This window comes from Provencibacterium massiliense (assembly GCF_900169495.1).
Lineage (GTDB): Bacteria > Bacillota > Clostridia > Oscillospirales > Ruminococcaceae > Harryflintia > Harryflintia acetispora.
The window spans coordinates 1,625,571-1,640,862 of the sequence record NZ_FWCH01000012.1; the positions used below are offsets into that span (position 1 = coordinate 1,625,571).

The following is a 15,292-nucleotide window of genomic DNA, read 5'->3' on the forward strand; positions in this document are numbered from 1 at the left end:
GGTCCCACCTCCGTTTCTATTAAAATCCCCTTAGTTTTCCTTGGAATCCGCCTTGGGGTCGTCCTCGCCGTAAAATCCGCTCTCGGGGCGGATGTCGATCTTCCAGCCGGTCAAGCGTGCTGCCAGCCGGGCATTCTGGCCCTTGTTGCCGATGGCCAGCGAGAGCTGGTGGTCGGGCACCGTGGCCTTGCAGCTCTTGGCCCCCTCGGGGTCCACCTCGACCGAGATCACGTCCGCCGGGGAGAGGGCCGCGGTGATGAACTGCTGGGGGTCGTCGGAGTACTTGACCACGTCGATCTTCTCTCCCCCGAGCTCCTCCACAATGGCCGAAACCCGGCTGCCCTTGGGGCCGATACAGGCGCCGACCGCGTCCACGTCCTCGTCACGGCTCCAAACGGCCATTTTGGTACGGCTGCCCGCCTCGCGGGCGATGGCCTTGATCTCGACGGTGCCGTCCTTGATCTCGGGGGTCTGCATCTCAAAGAGGCGCTTGACCAGCCCCGGATGGGTGCGGGAGATCATGATCCGCGGGCCCTTCTCGGCCGCGACCACGTCCACCACATAGACCATCACCCGCTCGCCCTCGCGCAGCACCTCGCCGGCGATCTGCTCGCTTTTGGGGAGGATGGTCTCGCTCTTCTCGATCTCCAGCGTGACGTTCCCCTTGACGGGGTCCACCTTGAGCACCGGGGCCGAGATGATCTCGAATTTCTTATCCTCATATTTTTGCAGCAGCTGCCCGCGCTCCGCCTCGCGGATGCCCTGGCGGATGACGTGCTTGGCCGCCTGCGCCGCGATCCGGCCGAAATCCTTGGTCTCCAGCGGGATTTCGATCTGGCCGCCCTCCTGCACCGAGGAGTCGTATTGGTAGGCGTCCTGCAGCAGGATTTCGGTGTCGGGGTCCTCGACCTCCTTGACCGCGTTCTTGCGCACCGCGACATAGAAGCGCCCGCTGTCCGGGTCGATCTCGACCACGTTCTCGTCGGTGCCGCCCACGTCCCGCTTGATTGCAATGGCGATGGCGCCCTTGATCTTCTCGATGAGCGCGTCGCGGGAAATCCCCTTCTCCTTCTCCAGAAGGCTCAATGCCTCAAAAAATTCGGTGTTCATTCTTCCCTTGCCCCTCCTGCTTCATAATCCTCATACAGCCTGACAAATGCCGCCTCTTTCTTTTCAAACGACATCTGAATATCCGTTTCCAGCTCGATGGTGACCTGCCCGTTTTCATAGCCGCACAGCGTCCCCACAAAGTCGCGCACCCCGTCCACCGGGCGGATCAGCCGCACCGCGACCGGATGGCCGAGATAGCACTCGAAATGCCGGGGTTTTATCAGTTCCCGCTCGATCCCCGGCGAGGAGACCTCGAGGTAATAGCTCCCCGCGATCGGGTCGCGCTCGTCGATCAGCTTATCCACCGTGCGCGAGAAGGCCTCGCAGTCGTCGATGGTGACCCCGCCCTCCTTGTCGATAAAGATGCGCAGGTACCAGGAGCTGCCCTCCTTCTCATAGCGCACGTCCCACAGCTCGACCCCGAGCCCTTCGGCGACAGGCTGCGCGATCTCAGTCACGATCTGCACGGTCCCCTGTTTCTTTTCGCTGGCCATCCTTCGTCTCCTTTTTATGGCGCCCCGAGCGGCGGCGCCCGGGTTTTGCCCTTACATAAACGAAAGAGTGGGAATTCCCACTCTTTCATCCTTCGTACTATTCACCTTAATTAATATAACACATTCCAAGGCGCTTTGCAAGAGGGTTTTGCCCATATTTTCCCTATCGCGCCTTTATTCCTCCATCTGGCGGCCGAGGAACTGGCTGGCGGTGGCAATCAGCTTGATTTCGGTCTCGCCCGCCATGGTGCCGGTGTCCCCCATCAGGATCATGATGCTCCCGCATACGTCCCCCGCCGAGATGATCGGGCTGCAGACCAGGCAGAAGCGGTCCACCCCTTCGACCGGCTGCAGCTTCTGCTTCTCCTCGTCGGTATAGGCATAGTTCTTGCGGTGCTCCATCAGTTCCTCGAGCGCGGCGGTGGCGCGCCGCTCGAGCAGCTCCTTCTTGGGCAGCCCGGCCACGGCGATCACATGGTCCCGGTCGCACACCACCACCGGGAAGCCGGAGACCTTGTAGAGCACCTCGGCATACTGGGTGGCAAAGCCGCTGAGCTCCCCGATCGGGGAATACTTTTTAAAAATGACCTCGCCGTCGTTGTCGGTATATATCTCAAGCGGGTCGCCCTCCCGGATCCGCATGGTCCTGCGGATCTCCTTCGGAATGACCACCCGCCCCAAGTCGTCGATTCTTCTCACAATACCCGTAGCTTTCATCGTCGTTTGTTTCCTCCCTGTATCGTAAATATAACAAAAATCGTAAGGTTACTACCTCTATTATTTACTCGGCAGGGAATTTTATGCCGCGCTCCCGGCAGATTTCTTAAATTTTGACGAAGCGCTCAAAATAAAAAATGCGGGGCTCTGGGAAAAGCATTCCCGGGGCCCCGCAGGGACATTCGTCAGGCATTTTCGGTTTTGATCTCGCCGGCCTTCACGAGGCAGAGCTTTGCCACGGCGGGCCCTATGATCTCGTAGATGAAGGTCGCGCAGAGCACCACCGCGCGGATCACCTGCGCATGCTCGGGCACCACCTGCTGCGCCACCAGCGTCAGGCCGATGGCCACGCCCGCCTGGGGGATCAGGGTCGGGCCGAGGTACTTCTTGATGGCGCTGTCCGCCTTCATCAAAACGCCGCCGAGCGTCGCGCCCAGCCACTTGCCCGCGACCCGCAGCACCACATAGACGACCCCCACCAGCCCGATGGTCGGAATGACGGTCAGATTGAGCTCCGCCCCCGAGACCACGAAGAACATCACGAAGATCGGCTGGGTTATACTGTCCGCCAGCTTCATGATGTCGTCCGGGGACTTGTAGACGTTGACAAAGACCGCGCTCATCGCCATGGTGGTCAGCAGCGCCGACACGCCCAGGAGGTTGGCCAGCGCCGTCGCCAGAAAGACAAAGGCCGCGATAATGCACAGCCGGTTTCCGCTCTTTTTGAAAAAGCGCAGCGGCACGGTGAAAAGGATCGCCAAAATCGCGCCCAGCGCCAGCGCCGTGAGAATTTCCAAAAAGGGCTTGAGGATCGAAACGAGGAGCGAGCCGCCGACCCCGGCGGTCATCCCCTTGGCCAGGGTCACCGCAAAGCCGAAGGCGATCAGCGCCACCGCATCGTCGAGCGCGACCACGCTGAGCAAGGTCTCGGTGAGGGGGCCCTTCGCCCTGTACTGCTTGATGACCATGATGGTCGCCGCCGGGGCGGTGGCCGCCGCGATGGCGCCCAGCACGATCGAAAAGGGGACCGACTGGCCCGCGGCGATCAGCCCGACGGTCACCAGCACCACGGCGCCCAGCGCCTCGGTGATGGCGATCACCACCGGGGTGAAGCCGACCCGCTTAAAGTAGCTGGTCTTAAACTGGCTGCCGACCGAAAAGGCGATAAAGCCCAGCGCGACGTCCGAGACGAGGTCCAGCTTCGACACCACGTCCGCCGGCAGGATGCGCAGCACATAGGGGCCGAGGATCAGCCCCGCGAGCAGGTAGCCCGTGACATTGGGCAGCTTACAGAATTTGACCAGCCTGCCGAAGAGCAGGCCGGCCAGCAGAATGATCCCGAGATAAAACAGTATGTCCATCTCCATTACCGACCGATCCCCTTTATGAAGTCCACCGGGACTGTGAATACAATGGCCGAATCGGGCTTGCTCAGATCACCCACCACCCGCTCGATAATCTTGACGGCGGCCTCGACCTGTTCGTCCTTGACCACAGTGAGGATCGTGTTGTTCTCCTCCCGGTCCGGGTCGAGGATCGCCCGCAGGCTGCCTAAGAACATATCGTCCTCATGCCCGGACTGGTAGAGCTCCCTCGCCATGCCGCGGCTCTGGATGATGGTCGCGCCGCCGATCCCGGCGTCCGCGAAGCCCTCGAGGATTTCGTCGAGGTACTCAACCTTGTTGAGCACCAGCACCAATAATTTCATCGTTTCGTCCTCCCTTTCTCAAAACCAGTGCCCGGACGCTGGTTTTCGTGCGTTTGAAAGGCTTCCCATTCAAGCCCGCCCTCCCCGGACACTTCCTTCTCAAAAATCCGTACCTTTTCATTTTATCACCATCGCGGGGGGCTGTAAACCGTTATTTTCCTGTACGGGAGCGGTTGAGAAACCGGCGCCGGCATCGTATAATGGAAGCAGGCCCCGCCCGGCCGCGGAGAAATATACAGAATCGTTAACGCGTCTTAACAGTTTCTTCGTACCTTTTTCGTATCCTTGTCTTATTGATTATCCCGGCGCGCCGCCCGCCGAAAAGGCGGCCGCCGCTTCACTTTGAGCGGCGCGGGAGCTGACAATGAACCGTTTTTATAAGCTCATGCCCCTGCTGCTCGGCGCGGCGCTCCTGCTTAGCGCCTGCGCGAGCCACCGGCAGGACGATTACCGCCTCCCCGAGCAGTCCGAGCCAGGCGTCAGCAGCGGGGCAGCGCCCACCCTCGCAGAGCGCTTCTCGCCGCTGCCCACCCCCGAGGCCTATGCCGGCATGGGCCAAGTTCGCAGCGAGCCCCCCAAGGAGGAGCCCGGCGCCGGGAACAGCGTGAGCGGCGAGCCGCAGGTGCGGCTCAAGGATTCCTCCTCCGACGCTTCCTCCGAAGAAGCCGGCTCCAGCCTCGAGAGCGCCTCCTACAACCTCAATTCCGCCCACTTTTTGAGCGGCGACGAGCAGGAGGTGATCGACATCATCAACAACGAGCGCCTCAAGGCGGGCCTGAACGAGCTGATGGTGGACGAAAGCCTCTCGAAGGCTGCGCGCATCCGTTCCTATGAGCTGGTCAAAAACGACATGTTCGACCATGTGCGTCCGGACGGGCGCGCCTGGAACACGGTGCTCACCGAGGACGTGCCGACCGACTTCCGGATCAGGGGGGAGAACCTGGCCACCGCCTATTATACCGGCTACGACAAGGTCGTACACCAGACCCCGCAGCAGTGGTACGACCAGTGGGAGGCAAGCCCCGGGCATTATGAAAACATGATGCGCGATTCCTACGACTTCATCGGGGTGGGGATCTACTACACCTATCACGACGGGGACTACACCGCCGTGGCCACCACCCTCTTCGGCGCCTACTAAACAAAACGAAACGGCCGGCTGAGCAGCACCTGCTTCAGCCGGCCGTTATCCGTTTACCGGTTCATCGACCGCTTTCATAGCAGTCTTCCCCGTAAAAAATAAAATCATCGATGTCTCCTTCAACCGAAAACCACTCGCCGCTGCGCGTATCGAGGTCCCGGCGGAAGCCGTCGTAGCCGACGTCGTCATATCCGTCCATGCTGGTTCCTCCCTTTCCCCCAAAATTGCGGATACCAACAGTATATGCAGGGAAAGGTGAAAAATTGCATCATCTCCCGTCGATGAGCACCGAGACCCGGTTGGGCATACAGACCGCCGTCTGGGTGGGCAGGCTGATGAAGCCGAAGCCCTCGCACAGGTGGTCGGGACAGGTGACGTTTACAAAGCGGATTTTGTGGTCTTTAAGTTCAAAGCTCACCGGCAGGTCCACGCCCAGCTGCGACAGCGGGATGATCCGGGACTGCTGATAATCCGCGAGGTCGAGAGAGGCCACCAGCGTCCCGTCGCAATAGATTTGCGCGATCCCATAGCCGCCGCGGTCCATGCGCAGCAGCCCGAGCAGCAGTGTCGCCGCCACGGCCGCCGCCAGCAGCCAGAACAGGATCTTGCGCTCCACACGGGACAAACCCTTTTTATTCGGCGAGATCATCAAAGCCCCCCTTTCCGCTTTTTAGTATGTGTCCATTATAGCCGAAAATGAGCGGGATGCAAGAATCCCTGCGCGAATGCTCATGTACGGTAAGGAAGCAAGCAACCGAAAACAAGAGATAGACCGCCAGCACTACACTATTCCGAACCAAAGACCAAAAGATAAGCATTGTGGGAAAATCTAAACTTTTGGATTTTCCTACAATGCCAACTACGGCGGAATCCCTCCCACTCCTTATATCTTTCTGTATACATTGAATTTGTATTTAGTAAAATGCAGACAACACCACGGATCGGCTTTTGGTTGGACAATTCCAACCAAACACCACAGCAGACAGCAGAAAACATTCTGAACGCTAGGAAGCCGGTATGATTGTTACATATAAGGGGAAGAAAAATTTCTTTTAGGTACTTGCTTTCCTAAAACTGATGTGATACAATGATTTAATCCAGAAAAGGAGTAAAAAATATGCGGCAAGGTATTCTTAAATAAAACTATAATCAAATAGTGGGAACAAAGGATTATGATAGCTCCTTTTGTAGGGGCTTAGTTTTTTGTACCCAATTTAAGAATACTTTTGCCTTATCAATTTTGACATATCCCCAAAAACAGCAATCACAAACAGGTGTATGCTGTATATGTGTATGTCCGCAACTTATAATCCCCAGTGGTAAAAGTATTTTACTGCTGGGGATTTTTATGCCCTTTGGGGCTGTAAAGGGAGGACAATCACATGAAAATAATCAATATTGGAATTCTTGCCCATGTAGACGCTGGAAAGACGACCTTGACGGAGAGCCTGCTATATGCCAGCGGAGCCATTTCAGAACCGGGGAGCGTCGAAAAAGGGACAACGAGGACGGACACCATGTTTTTGGAGCGGCAGCGTGGGATTACCATTCAAGCGGCAGTCACTTCCTTCCAGTGGCACAGATGTAAAGTTAACATTGTGGATACGCCCGGCCACATGGATTTTTTGGCGGAGGTGTACCGCTCTTTGGCTGTTTTAGATGGGGCCATCTTGGTGATCTCCGCTAAAGATGGCGTGCAGGCCCAGACCCGTATTCTGTTCCATGCCCTGCGGAAAATGAACATTCCCACCGTTATCTTTATCAACAAGATCGACCAGGCTGGCGTTGATTTGCAGAGCGTGGTTCAGTCTGTTCGGGATAAGCTCTCCGCCGATATTATCATCAAGCAGACGGTGTCGCTGTCCCCGGAAATAGTCCTGGAGGAAAATACCGACATAGAAGCATGGGATGCGGTCATCGAAAATAACGATGAATTATTGGAAAAGTATATCGCAGGAGAACCAATCAGCCGGGAAAAACTTGCGCGGGAGGAACAGCAGCGGGTTCAAGACGCCTCCCTGTTCCCAGTCTATCATGGCAGCGCCAAAAATGGCCTTGGCATTCAACCGTTGATGGATGCGGTGACAGGGCTGTTCCAACCGATTGGGGAACAGGGGGGCGCCGCCCTATGCGGCAGCGTTTTCAAGGTTGAGTACACCGATTGCGGCCAGCGGCGTGTCTATCTACGGTTATACAGCGGAACGCTGCGCCTGCGGGATACGGTGGCCCTGGCCGGGAGAGAAAAGCTGAAAATCACAGAGATGCGTATTCCATCCAAAGGGGAAATTGTTCGGACAGACACCGCTTATCAGGGTGAAATTGTTATCCTTCCCAGCGACAGCGTGAGGTTAAACGATGTATTAGGGGACCAAACCCGGCTCCCTCGTAAAAGGTGGCGCGAGGACCCCCTCCCCATGCTGCGGACGACGATTGCGCCGAAAACGGCAGCGCAAAGAGAACGGCTGCTGGACGCTCTTACGCAACTTGCGGATACTGACCCGCTTTTGCGTTGCGAAGTGGATTCCATCACCCATGAGATCATTCTTTCTTTTTTGGGCCGGGTGCAGTTGGAGGTTGTTTCCGCTTTGCTGTCGGAAAAATACAAGCTTGAAACAGTGGTAAAGGAACCCTCCGTCATTTATATGGAGCGGCCGCTCAAAGCAGCCAGCCACACCATCCATATCGAGGTGCCGCCCAACCCGTTTTGGGCATCCATAGGACTGTCTGTTACACCACTCTCGCTTGGCTCCGGTGTACAATACGAGAGCCGGGTTTCGCTGGGATACTTGAACCAGAGTTTTCAAAACGCTGTCAGGGATGGTATCCGTTACGGGCTGGAGCAGGGCTTGTTCGGCTGGAACGTAACGGACTGTAAGATTTGCTTTGAATACGGGCTTTATTACAGTCCGGTCAGCACGCCGGCGGACTTCCGCTCATTGGCCCCGATTGTATTGGAACAGGCATTGAAGGAATCGGGGACGCAGCTGCTGGAACCTTATCTCTCCTTCATCCTCTATGCGCCCCAGGAATACCTTTCCAGGGCTTATCATGATGCACCGAAATACTGTGCCACCATCGAAACGGCCCAGGTAAAAAAGGATGAAGTTGTCTTTACTGGCGAGATTCCCGCCCGCTGTATACAGGCATACCGTACTGATCTGGCCTTTTACACCAACGGGCGGAGCGTATGCCTTACAGAGCTGAAAGGATATCAGGCCGCTGTCGGTCAGCCGGTCATCCAGCCCCGCCGTCCAAACAGCCGCCTGGACAAGGTGCGCCATATGTTTCAGAAGGTAATGTAAAGATACATAATCGTCAAGACGGCAACAATCAGAAGTTATGGAGGGTAACAATGGAATATAGTAAGGAAGATTTAATGGAAGCAAAAAAGCAAATTTGGGGAGTGGGAGAGAACATGGGAACAGAGGAAAGTAAAAAAATCTGGGAGGAGAACGCACAATTTTGGGATAATGCAATGGGTGACGAATCTAATGAATTTCACAGAGAGGTAGTGCGTCCCAAAGTAACGGAACTTCTATCTCCTAATCCTGCGGATTACATTTTGGATATTGCGTGTGGCAATGGAAATTATTCTTCGTATCTTGCACAAAGAGGCGCTTCGGTTGTCGCTTTTGATTACAGCAAAAAAATGATAGAATTGGCTAAAAGACGGCAATCACAATATGCAAAACAAATTGAATTTTGTGTGGCGGATGCGACCGATAGAAAAAGTATATTAGAATTAAAAAGAAATCGAGCCTTTACGAAAGCAGTTTCTAATATGGCAATTATGGATATTACGGATATTGAACCACTTCTTATGGCTGTTTATGAACTGTTGCAGGAAAGCGGAATTTTTGTCTTTGCAACGCAACACCCTTGTTTTGTCACGTTGACTGAAAAATATATGACACCGCACAGTTACTATGATATAGCGATTGAAGGGCAACCGAAAGAGCAGATTTATTATCATCGTTCCATACAAGATATTTTTAACCTTTGTTTTAGAGCTGGATTTGTCATTGATGGATTTTATGAAGAATGTTTTAAAACCAACAAAGAAATTCCTATGGTAATGATAGTAAGGCTTAAGAAGGTAAAACGTGATAGCTTAAAATAAATTCAAGTTTGTCGGGTAAATAGCAAACCCAGCCGAGCCAGTCAACGGTCAAGATGAACGGCGCATATGCGCAGCCGTTGACAGCCCCGCCCGCCTTTGCTGGTAGGCAATCAAGGGGCGACAGCAAGAAGTGCCACCGCCCCGCACTATTATTCAGAAAGGGGAATTTCCATGACCGACCAGATAGCCTATCAAGAATATATCCAGCGCAGGTACAACGCCTTTTGCAAGACTGTTATCCGCTGTGCCGCCTTGGACAAGATTTTGAAGCTTAAACGGCAATGGGAACGGCAAGTTTCCCTTGACTATCTGATGAACGAGAAGTTTGTCCAGTTTGCCGCGTCGGAGCCGGACGAGGAATACCCATTTACCGTCTGCGGTCAGACCGTCCTGCTCTGCAACGCCGCCCTTGCCGACGCGATCTCTGTTTTGCCGGAGCAGACGCGGGAAGAAATCCTGCGCTATTACTTTCTGCGCCAGCCGCAGCGCGTGATCGGCGCGTGTATTGGCCGGTCACGCAGCACAGCGGGGCGGCATATCCAGCTTGCCTTGCAGCGGCTACGCGAAGAAATGGGGGTGAGCCGGTATGAGTAGACTTCTCCCCTATGAAACAATCCTCAAAGCCCGTGAGGGCGACCCAGAAGCCGTGAACGCTGTCCTGCTCCACTACGCCGGATATATCCGCTATTTCTCAAAAGTGAACGGGCAGGTCAACGCCGAGGTGGAGGACTATGTAAAGCAGCGGTTAATTGACTGTCAATTCAAGTTCCGGCTTGACGAACCACCGGACAAGTCATAAAAACTGAATACCAGCCGCCACCGACGCGGCCAGCGAAAGCAGTAAGTCTTGAAAAAGATTTACTGCTTTTTTTGTTGTCCGGCTCCGCTCCCGGCCATTTTGCCCCCTGCCGGTTGTAGTAGTAAGCGAGGAGGGAATTTTTCTGCCCTGGTGTTTGGCATTTGGAGCATTTACCCGTAGTAGAGGGCAAAGAGAAAGGATTTCTCCAACACCGGGTAGAAACCACTGCGTCCGGTGTCATTTTAGCGAAAGCGGGCAGGAATGCCCTTTACAGGATTAGTAGTAGCAGAAAAAGAGAAACAAACTTTTGTGGTTGCAGTTTTCCAAAAAAGTGGCGGACGGAAGTGAGAGAAAGTTTGCAGTCACGGAGAGCAAGTTTCTACCACGGTGCCAAAATCCGCAATTCTGCAGTTTTGCCCCTCGCGGGAAACTTGTTGGGGAGTGCCTTCCCCAAACCCTGCTCATGCGCCCTTACGGGCGAGAAAGGAGGTCACACCATGCGAAAGAAATACAACACGCCCCACCGCAGCCGCGTTGTGAAAACCCGGCTGTCCGAAGATGAGTATGCCGACTTCACAGCGCGGCTTGCGCCCTATGGTATCAGCCAGTCCGAATTTCTCCGGCAGGCGATACGGCGGGCGACCATACGCCCGGTTGTCCATGTGTCGTCGGTCAATGACGAGTTGCTTTCCGCTGTCGGGAAGCTGACAGCCGAGTACGGCAGGATCGGCGGCAACCTCAATCAGATTGCCCGGTATCTGAACGAATACGGCGTACCCTACAACACCCTTTCCGGCGAGGTACGCGCCGCCATATCCGACCTTGCCGTCCTCAAGTATGAAGTCCTCAAGAAAGTAGGTGACGCGGTTGGCAACACTCAAGCATATCAACTCTAAAAACGCCGACTACGGAGCCGCCGAGCAATATCTTCTCTTTGAGCATGACGAGTTTACCATGAAGCCCGTCCTTGATGAAACCGGCAGGCTTATCCCCCGCGAGGACTACCGGCTGTCCACGCTGAACTGCGACGGGGAGGATTTTGCCGTTGCGTGTATGCGGGCCAATCTCCGCTATCAGAAAAACCAGCGGCGGGAAGATGTGAAAAGCCACCACTACATCATCAGCTTTGACCCGCGGGACGGGCCGGACAACGGCCTGACCGTAGACCGGGCGCAGGCGTTGGGGGAACAATTCTGTAAAGAGCATTTTCCCGGCCACCAGGCCCTTGTCTGCACCCACCCGGACGGGCATAACCACAGCGGCAACATTCATGTGCATATCGTCATAAACAGCCTGCGGATTGAGGAAGTGCCGTTCCTGCCCTACATGGACAGGCCGGCCGATACGAAAGTCGGCTGCAAGCACCGATGTACCGACGCTGCCCTGCGCTACTTCAAATCCGAAGTCATGGAGATGTGCCACCGGGAGGGGCTTTATCAAATCGACCTCTTGAACGGCAGCAAGAACCGCGTCACCGACCGGGAGTATTGGGCGCAGAAAAAGGGACAGGCCGCGCTGGACAAGCAGAACGCCCCCATGATTGCCGATAGTATCACGCCCCGGCAGACCAAGTTTGAAACGAACAAGGAGAAGCTGCGGCAGACCCTACGGAAAGCCCTTGCCACCGCCGCCAGCTTTGACGAGTTTTCCTCTCTGTTGCTGCAGGAGGGTGTGACCGTCAAGGAGAGCCGGGGGCGGCTTTCCTACCTCACGCCGGACAGGACAAAGCCAATTACCGCCCGGAAGCTGGGCGACGATTTTGACCGCGCCGCTGTCTTTGCCGTTTTAGAGCAAAACGCCGCCAGAGCAGCCGAAGCGCCAGCCAGATCCCCCGATCCCCCACGCACCATAAAAGACCGCTTGCAGGTTGCCAGAGCCGAGATAGCCGCCCCGAAACAGGACGGAGTGCAGCGGCTTGTGGACATTGAGCAGAAAATGGCCGAGGGCAAAGGCCGGGGCTATGAACGCTGGGCGAAGATACACAATCTGAAGCAGGCCGCCAAAACGCTGTCCGTCTACCAGCAATACGGCTTTACTTCCCCGGAGCAGTTAGAAGCCGCCGTTGACACCGCCTATCAGAAAATGCGCCAGACCAGCGGCGAACTGAAAGCACTGGAAACGAAGCTGCAAGGGAAAAAGAAGTTGCAGCGGCAGGTGTTGGCCTACGCCCAGACCAAGGCCGCCCGCGACGGGCTGCGGGCACAGAAATCCGAGAAAGCCCGCGCCGCATACCGGCAGGCCCATGAGAGCGATTTTATCATAGCCGACGCAGCAGCCCGGTATTTCAAGGCGCATGGCATTACCAAGCTGCCCGCCCGGAAAGCGTTGCAGGCCGAGATCGAGCAGCTTATCTCCGAGAAAGACGGCCTGTATAACACCTATCACGAACAGAAACAGCGGTTCAAGGAGTTGCAGACCGTCAAGCGGAACATCGACCAGATTTTGCGCCGGGACGAGCCGCACCGCAGAAAGGAGCAGAGCCATGAGCGATAACCTGCCCCACATGGACTACCGCCAGCACCGGCGGGCGCGGCGGCTGGTACATGAGTGCTGTAACTACGATGAGGGGAACTGCCTGCTATTGGACGACGGGGAGCCTTGCGTGTGCGTCCAGAGCATTTCCTTTTCCCTCATGTGCCACTGGTTCCGTGTGGCTGTCCTGCCCCTTGACGGGGAGCTGGCCGCAGCCCTCTTGTGCCGGGGAAGCCGGAAACGGTGTGCCGTCTGCGGGGCGGCCTTTGTCCCCAAATCCAACCGGGGAAAATACTGCCCCGACTGCGCCGGGCGCATGAAGAAAATCAAAGCCGCCGAGAGAAAGCGGAAACAAAGGCAGAGATGTCACGCTTTAGAGCCTTTCAAACCCGCATAAATCAAGGCTTTTTTCGTGGGTGTCAAAGGGTACGCGATACATTTATCCTTTTCCCCCGGAAACGGCGTTTTAATGCGTGACAATACGCCAAAATCAACCCGAACACAGGGAGGTGATCCTATCGCTGATTATATCAGGGCAGACACGCGGCTGCCCGCCTATCTGCCGTATCCCCGTTTCCTGCTGAAAATGGAGATTTCACAGACCGCCAAGCTGCTGTATTCGCTGCTGTTAGACCGTTCCACCCTCTCCCAGAAAAACAAGTGGCTGGACGACGAGGGCAGGATTTATATTATCTATCCCATCGCGGAGATAGCAGAAATACTGGATAAAGGCAGCACCACCATCAAGGGGGCGCTTAATGAACTGGACACGGCGGGGCTGTTGGAACGGGAACGGGGCGGCTTCTCCGCACCGAACCGGCTTTATGTCAAAGTACCGCCAGTGCCACAGGTACAGTTTTCAGACCAACTGATGGCCGGAAGTCCGCCCCTCATAGAGCCGGAAAACCGTCCTACTGATGGTCAGAAAACCGACCTTATGATGGTCGGAAAACCGTCCCCTAACCAAACTACTATAAACAACCTTACAGAGAGCCAAACAAAGGGAGTGAGTGGGGGGCCGTCCGCGCCCTATGGCCGATATGGAAATATTTTTCTGTCACAGACCGAATACGACGAGTTGCAGGCAGAGTACCCTGACAGGCTGGAACGGTTCATCGAGGAAATGAGCCGCTACCTTGCCGCCAACGGGAAAAGCTACCAGAACTATGCCGCCGCCCTGCGGATATGGGCGGGGAACGACAAAAAGGAAGCCCCTAAAAAGGGCATACCAGACTACTCATGCAAGGAGGGCGAGAGTTTATGAAGAATGAAATCAACGCGGTTTTGGAGAATATGACGACCACCATCCCGGAGCCGGAGGACTACACCGGCGAGGACGGTTTACTGTACTGCGGCAAGTGCCGCAAGCCGAAAGAAGCCTATTTTGCGCCGGATAAGGCCGCTATCTTCGGGCGCGACCGCCACCCGGCAGAGTGCGACTGCCAGAGAACCGCCCGCGAGGAACGGGAAGCCGCCGAAAAGCGGCGCAGACACCTTGACACCGTGGAAGAACTGAAACGCCGGGGCTTTACCGACCCCACCATGCGGGACTGGACTTTCGAGAACGACAACGGCAGGAACCCGCAGACCGGGCTTGCCCGCCGGTATGTGGAGCATTGGGAAGATATGCGGACAGACAATATCGGCTGCCTGTTCTGGGGCGGCGTAGGCACCGGCAAAAGCTACCTTGCAGGCTGTATCGCAAACGCCCTCATGGAGAAAGAAATCCCCGTCCGCATGACGAACTTTGCTCTTATCCTCAATGACCTTGCCGCCAGCTTTGAGGGGCGCAACGAGTACATTTCCCGCCTTTGTCGTTATCCGCTGCTGATCCTTGACGACTTCGGCATGGAACGCGGGACGGAATACGGGCTGGAACAGGTGTTCAATGTGATTGACAGCCGTTACCGCAGCGGCAAGCCGCTGATCGTCACGACCAACCTTACGCTGGACGACCTGCACAACCCGGAGGACACCGCCCATTCCCGGATTTATGACCGCCTGCTTTCCATGTGCGTCCCGGTACGCTTTACCGGCGACAACTTCCGGCAGGAAACCGCCAAGCGGAAAATGGAGAGCATGAAGAAACTGATTACCGACTGAAAGGAGTATTGCCTATGGCAGATAACAAGCAGCACGACACCCGCACCACCCGCCGCCCTGACTGTGTGACGGAAATCCGCATGGGCAATTCCGTCCTTGTCGTGTCCGGCTATTTCAAGAAAGACACCACAACCACAGCCGCCGACAAAATGGCGCGGGTACTGGAAGCGGAAGCCGCTGCTACACAGGAGCCGACTTATCCGGCGTGAACCGGGGCATGGAAAAGCGGCCATGCCAGGGAGCATGACCGCTGGAACGAAAATCGGAAGTGCTTTAGCAATTCTTAATCTCATTCTCTATAAAATAATTTGCAATTTCAAAGGCTTTTATTCTTCTCTTTGCCAATGTGATTTGTGATTTATAACGCTCGGAATTATCCTTTGATTCAAATGTTTTTACTGTTTCTCTTAGCTTGTGCAGAGTTGAATCAATTTGCCTTTTGGCCGCGGTTAATTCATCTATTGTATACTTCATGTTTTCTCCTTTAACTTCTGATTTTTTTGTTAAATCAGAGTATACCACGGAGTTATGAACTTTTCTACTGCAAATATGGGACGACAACCCATACCATAAAAATCGGAAAATTGAAAAGCTGTAAAGAAGCAAATTTAACGCTTTTGCCGCTGTA

19 protein-coding genes are annotated in these 15,292 nt (G+C 55.3%); 11 read left to right on the top strand and 8 right to left on the bottom strand.

What is annotated here, in order from left to right; translation table 11 throughout:
- Positions 1 to 30: 30 nt before the first annotated feature.
- The 5 genes from nusA to B5477_RS12920 form a co-directional block, all read right to left on the bottom strand.
- Positions 31 to 1,110 carry a transcription termination factor NusA gene (gene nusA, locus B5477_RS12900; protein ID WP_079700068.1) on the bottom strand — a complete coding sequence of 360 codons (1,080 nt, stop codon included), beginning with the start codon at positions 1,108 to 1,110 and terminating at the stop codon, positions 31 to 33.
- Positions 1,107 to 1,604 (bottom strand): ribosome maturation factor RimP, encoded by a 498-nt coding sequence (locus B5477_RS12905; protein ID WP_079700069.1) that lies wholly within the window; start codon positions 1,602 to 1,604, stop codon positions 1,107 to 1,109. Before B5477_RS12905 ends, nusA begins: the two co-directional genes overlap by 4 nt.
- A gap of 174 nt (positions 1,605 to 1,778) precedes the next feature.
- A complete protein-coding gene (locus B5477_RS12910) occupies positions 1,779 to 2,321 on the bottom strand; it encodes a stage V sporulation T C-terminal domain-containing protein (RefSeq protein WP_079700070.1) in 543 nt (180 codons plus the stop codon).
- 185 nt (positions 2,322 to 2,506) lie between these two features.
- Positions 2,507 to 3,688: a cation:proton antiporter gene (locus B5477_RS12915; RefSeq protein ID WP_079700071.1), complete on the bottom strand. Its 1,182-nt coding sequence runs from the start codon at positions 3,686 to 3,688 to the stop codon at positions 2,507 to 2,509.
- Positions 3,688 to 4,029, bottom strand: a complete 342-nt coding sequence (locus tag B5477_RS12920; protein ID WP_079700072.1) for a P-II family nitrogen regulator — start codon at positions 4,027 to 4,029, stop codon at positions 3,688 to 3,690. The genes B5477_RS12915 and B5477_RS12920 overlap by 1 nt, the downstream gene beginning before the upstream one ends.
- Before the next feature lie 364 nt (positions 4,030 to 4,393).
- Between B5477_RS12920 and B5477_RS12925 the strand changes: the two genes are divergently transcribed.
- Entirely contained in the window at positions 4,394 to 5,170 is a 777-nt protein-coding gene (locus B5477_RS12925) for a CAP domain-containing protein (protein ID WP_079700073.1), read from the top strand.
- Between the two features lie 61 nt (positions 5,171 to 5,231).
- Here the strand turns inward: B5477_RS12925 and B5477_RS15105 are convergent, their stop codons facing one another.
- Together B5477_RS15105 and B5477_RS12930 are read right to left on the bottom strand one after the other, a co-directional pair.
- The gene (locus B5477_RS15105) at positions 5,232 to 5,369 is read right to left on the bottom strand and encodes a hypothetical protein (RefSeq protein WP_159449050.1); all 138 of its coding nucleotides are present in this window, start codon (positions 5,367 to 5,369) and stop codon (positions 5,232 to 5,234) included.
- A 69-nt stretch (positions 5,370 to 5,438) separates the two neighbouring features.
- Complete coding sequence (locus tag B5477_RS12930) at positions 5,439 to 5,786, bottom strand: NusG domain II-containing protein (RefSeq protein WP_159449051.1); 348 nt, start codon at positions 5,784 to 5,786, stop codon at positions 5,439 to 5,441.
- A 766-nt stretch (positions 5,787 to 6,552) separates the two neighbouring features.
- Between B5477_RS12930 and tet(W) the strand changes: the two genes are divergently transcribed.
- From tet(W) to B5477_RS12995, 10 genes are all read left to right on the top strand, one after another.
- Positions 6,553 to 8,472, top strand: a complete 1,920-nt coding sequence (tet(W), locus tag B5477_RS12940; RefSeq protein WP_002586627.1) for a tetracycline resistance ribosomal protection protein Tet(W) — start codon at positions 6,553 to 6,555, stop codon at positions 8,470 to 8,472.
- Positions 8,473 to 8,522: 50 nt separating this feature from the next.
- Entirely contained in the window at positions 8,523 to 9,290 is a 768-nt protein-coding gene (locus B5477_RS12945; RefSeq protein ID WP_002586626.1) for a class I SAM-dependent methyltransferase, read from the top strand.
- 171 nt (positions 9,291 to 9,461) lie between these two features.
- A complete protein-coding gene (locus tag B5477_RS12955; RefSeq protein WP_002586616.1) occupies positions 9,462 to 9,884 on the top strand; it encodes a sigma-70 RNA polymerase sigma factor region 4 domain-containing protein in 423 nt (140 codons plus the stop codon).
- Positions 9,877 to 10,089 (top strand): helix-turn-helix domain-containing protein, encoded by a 213-nt coding sequence (locus B5477_RS12960; protein ID WP_002586615.1) that lies wholly within the window; start codon positions 9,877 to 9,879, stop codon positions 10,087 to 10,089. The genes B5477_RS12955 and B5477_RS12960 overlap by 8 nt, the downstream gene beginning before the upstream one ends.
- A 497-nt stretch (positions 10,090 to 10,586) precedes the next feature.
- Positions 10,587 to 10,985, top strand: a complete 399-nt coding sequence (locus B5477_RS12970) for a plasmid mobilization protein (protein WP_002596229.1) — start codon at positions 10,587 to 10,589, stop codon at positions 10,983 to 10,985.
- On the top strand, positions 10,957 to 12,582 hold the full coding sequence (locus B5477_RS12975; RefSeq protein WP_002596230.1) for a relaxase/mobilization nuclease domain-containing protein: 1,626 nt from the start codon (positions 10,957 to 10,959) through the stop codon (positions 12,580 to 12,582). The genes B5477_RS12970 and B5477_RS12975 overlap by 29 nt, the downstream gene beginning before the upstream one ends.
- Entirely contained in the window at positions 12,572 to 12,958 is a 387-nt protein-coding gene (locus tag B5477_RS12980) for a cysteine-rich VLP domain-containing protein (RefSeq protein WP_002596231.1), read from the top strand. Before B5477_RS12975 ends, B5477_RS12980 begins: the two co-directional genes overlap by 11 nt.
- A 72-nt stretch (positions 12,959 to 13,030) precedes the next feature.
- Positions 13,031 to 13,825 carry a replication initiator protein A gene (locus B5477_RS12985; RefSeq protein ID WP_006356266.1) on the top strand — a complete coding sequence of 265 codons (795 nt, stop codon included), beginning with the start codon at positions 13,031 to 13,033 and terminating at the stop codon, positions 13,823 to 13,825.
- Positions 13,822 to 14,664: an ATP-binding protein gene (locus B5477_RS12990; protein WP_002596233.1), complete on the top strand. Its 843-nt coding sequence runs from the start codon at positions 13,822 to 13,824 to the stop codon at positions 14,662 to 14,664. Before B5477_RS12985 ends, B5477_RS12990 begins: the two co-directional genes overlap by 4 nt.
- A 14-nt stretch (positions 14,665 to 14,678) precedes the next feature.
- Positions 14,679 to 14,873 carry a transposon-encoded TnpW family protein gene (locus B5477_RS12995; RefSeq protein ID WP_002596234.1) on the top strand — a complete coding sequence of 65 codons (195 nt, stop codon included), beginning with the start codon at positions 14,679 to 14,681 and terminating at the stop codon, positions 14,871 to 14,873.
- Between the two features lie 64 nt (positions 14,874 to 14,937).
- On the opposite strand, the gene B5477_RS15255 is transcribed toward B5477_RS12995, so the two are convergent.
- Positions 14,938 to 15,138 (bottom strand): hypothetical protein, encoded by a 201-nt coding sequence (locus B5477_RS15255; RefSeq protein WP_002596235.1) that lies wholly within the window; start codon positions 15,136 to 15,138, stop codon positions 14,938 to 14,940.
- Positions 15,139 to 15,292: the final 154 nt, after the last annotated feature.

Excerpts from the sequence above, each read along its gene's own strand:
- nusA (WP_079700068.1), bottom strand. The coding sequence starts at position 1,110 with ATGAACACCGAATTTTTTGAGGCATTGAGCCTTCTGGAGAAGGAGAAG.
- B5477_RS12960 (WP_002586615.1), top strand. The coding sequence starts at position 9,877 with ATGAGTAGACTTCTCCCCTATGAAACAATCCTCAAAGCCCGTGAGGGC.
- B5477_RS12985 (WP_006356266.1), top strand. The coding sequence starts at position 13,031 with ATGCGTGACAATACGCCAAAATCAACCCGAACACAGGGAGGTGATCCT.
- B5477_RS12990 (WP_002596233.1), top strand. The coding sequence starts at position 13,822 with ATGAAGAATGAAATCAACGCGGTTTTGGAGAATATGACGACCACCATC.
- B5477_RS12915 (WP_079700071.1), bottom strand. The coding sequence starts at position 3,688 with ATGGAGATGGACATACTGTTTTATCTCGGGATCATTCTGCTGGCCGGC.
- B5477_RS15255 (WP_002596235.1), bottom strand. The coding sequence starts at position 15,138 with ATGAAGTATACAATAGATGAATTAACCGCGGCCAAAAGGCAAATTGAT.
- B5477_RS12945 (WP_002586626.1), top strand. The coding sequence starts at position 8,523 with ATGGAATATAGTAAGGAAGATTTAATGGAAGCAAAAAAGCAAATTTGG.
- B5477_RS12910 (WP_079700070.1), bottom strand. The coding sequence starts at position 2,321 with ATGAAAGCTACGGGTATTGTGAGAAGAATCGACGACTTGGGGCGGGTG.
- B5477_RS15105 (WP_159449050.1), bottom strand. The coding sequence starts at position 5,369 with ATGGACGGATATGACGACGTCGGCTACGACGGCTTCCGCCGGGACCTC.
- B5477_RS12980 (WP_002596231.1), top strand. The coding sequence starts at position 12,572 with ATGAGCGATAACCTGCCCCACATGGACTACCGCCAGCACCGGCGGGCG.
- B5477_RS12920 (WP_079700072.1), bottom strand. The coding sequence starts at position 4,029 with ATGAAATTATTGGTGCTGGTGCTCAACAAGGTTGAGTACCTCGACGAA.
- B5477_RS12995 (WP_002596234.1), top strand. The coding sequence starts at position 14,679 with ATGGCAGATAACAAGCAGCACGACACCCGCACCACCCGCCGCCCTGAC.
- B5477_RS12955 (WP_002586616.1), top strand. The coding sequence starts at position 9,462 with ATGACCGACCAGATAGCCTATCAAGAATATATCCAGCGCAGGTACAAC.
- B5477_RS12925 (WP_079700073.1), top strand. The coding sequence starts at position 4,394 with ATGAACCGTTTTTATAAGCTCATGCCCCTGCTGCTCGGCGCGGCGCTC.
- B5477_RS12905 (WP_079700069.1), bottom strand. The coding sequence starts at position 1,604 with ATGGCCAGCGAAAAGAAACAGGGGACCGTGCAGATCGTGACTGAGATC.
- B5477_RS12970 (WP_002596229.1), top strand. The coding sequence starts at position 10,587 with ATGCGAAAGAAATACAACACGCCCCACCGCAGCCGCGTTGTGAAAACC.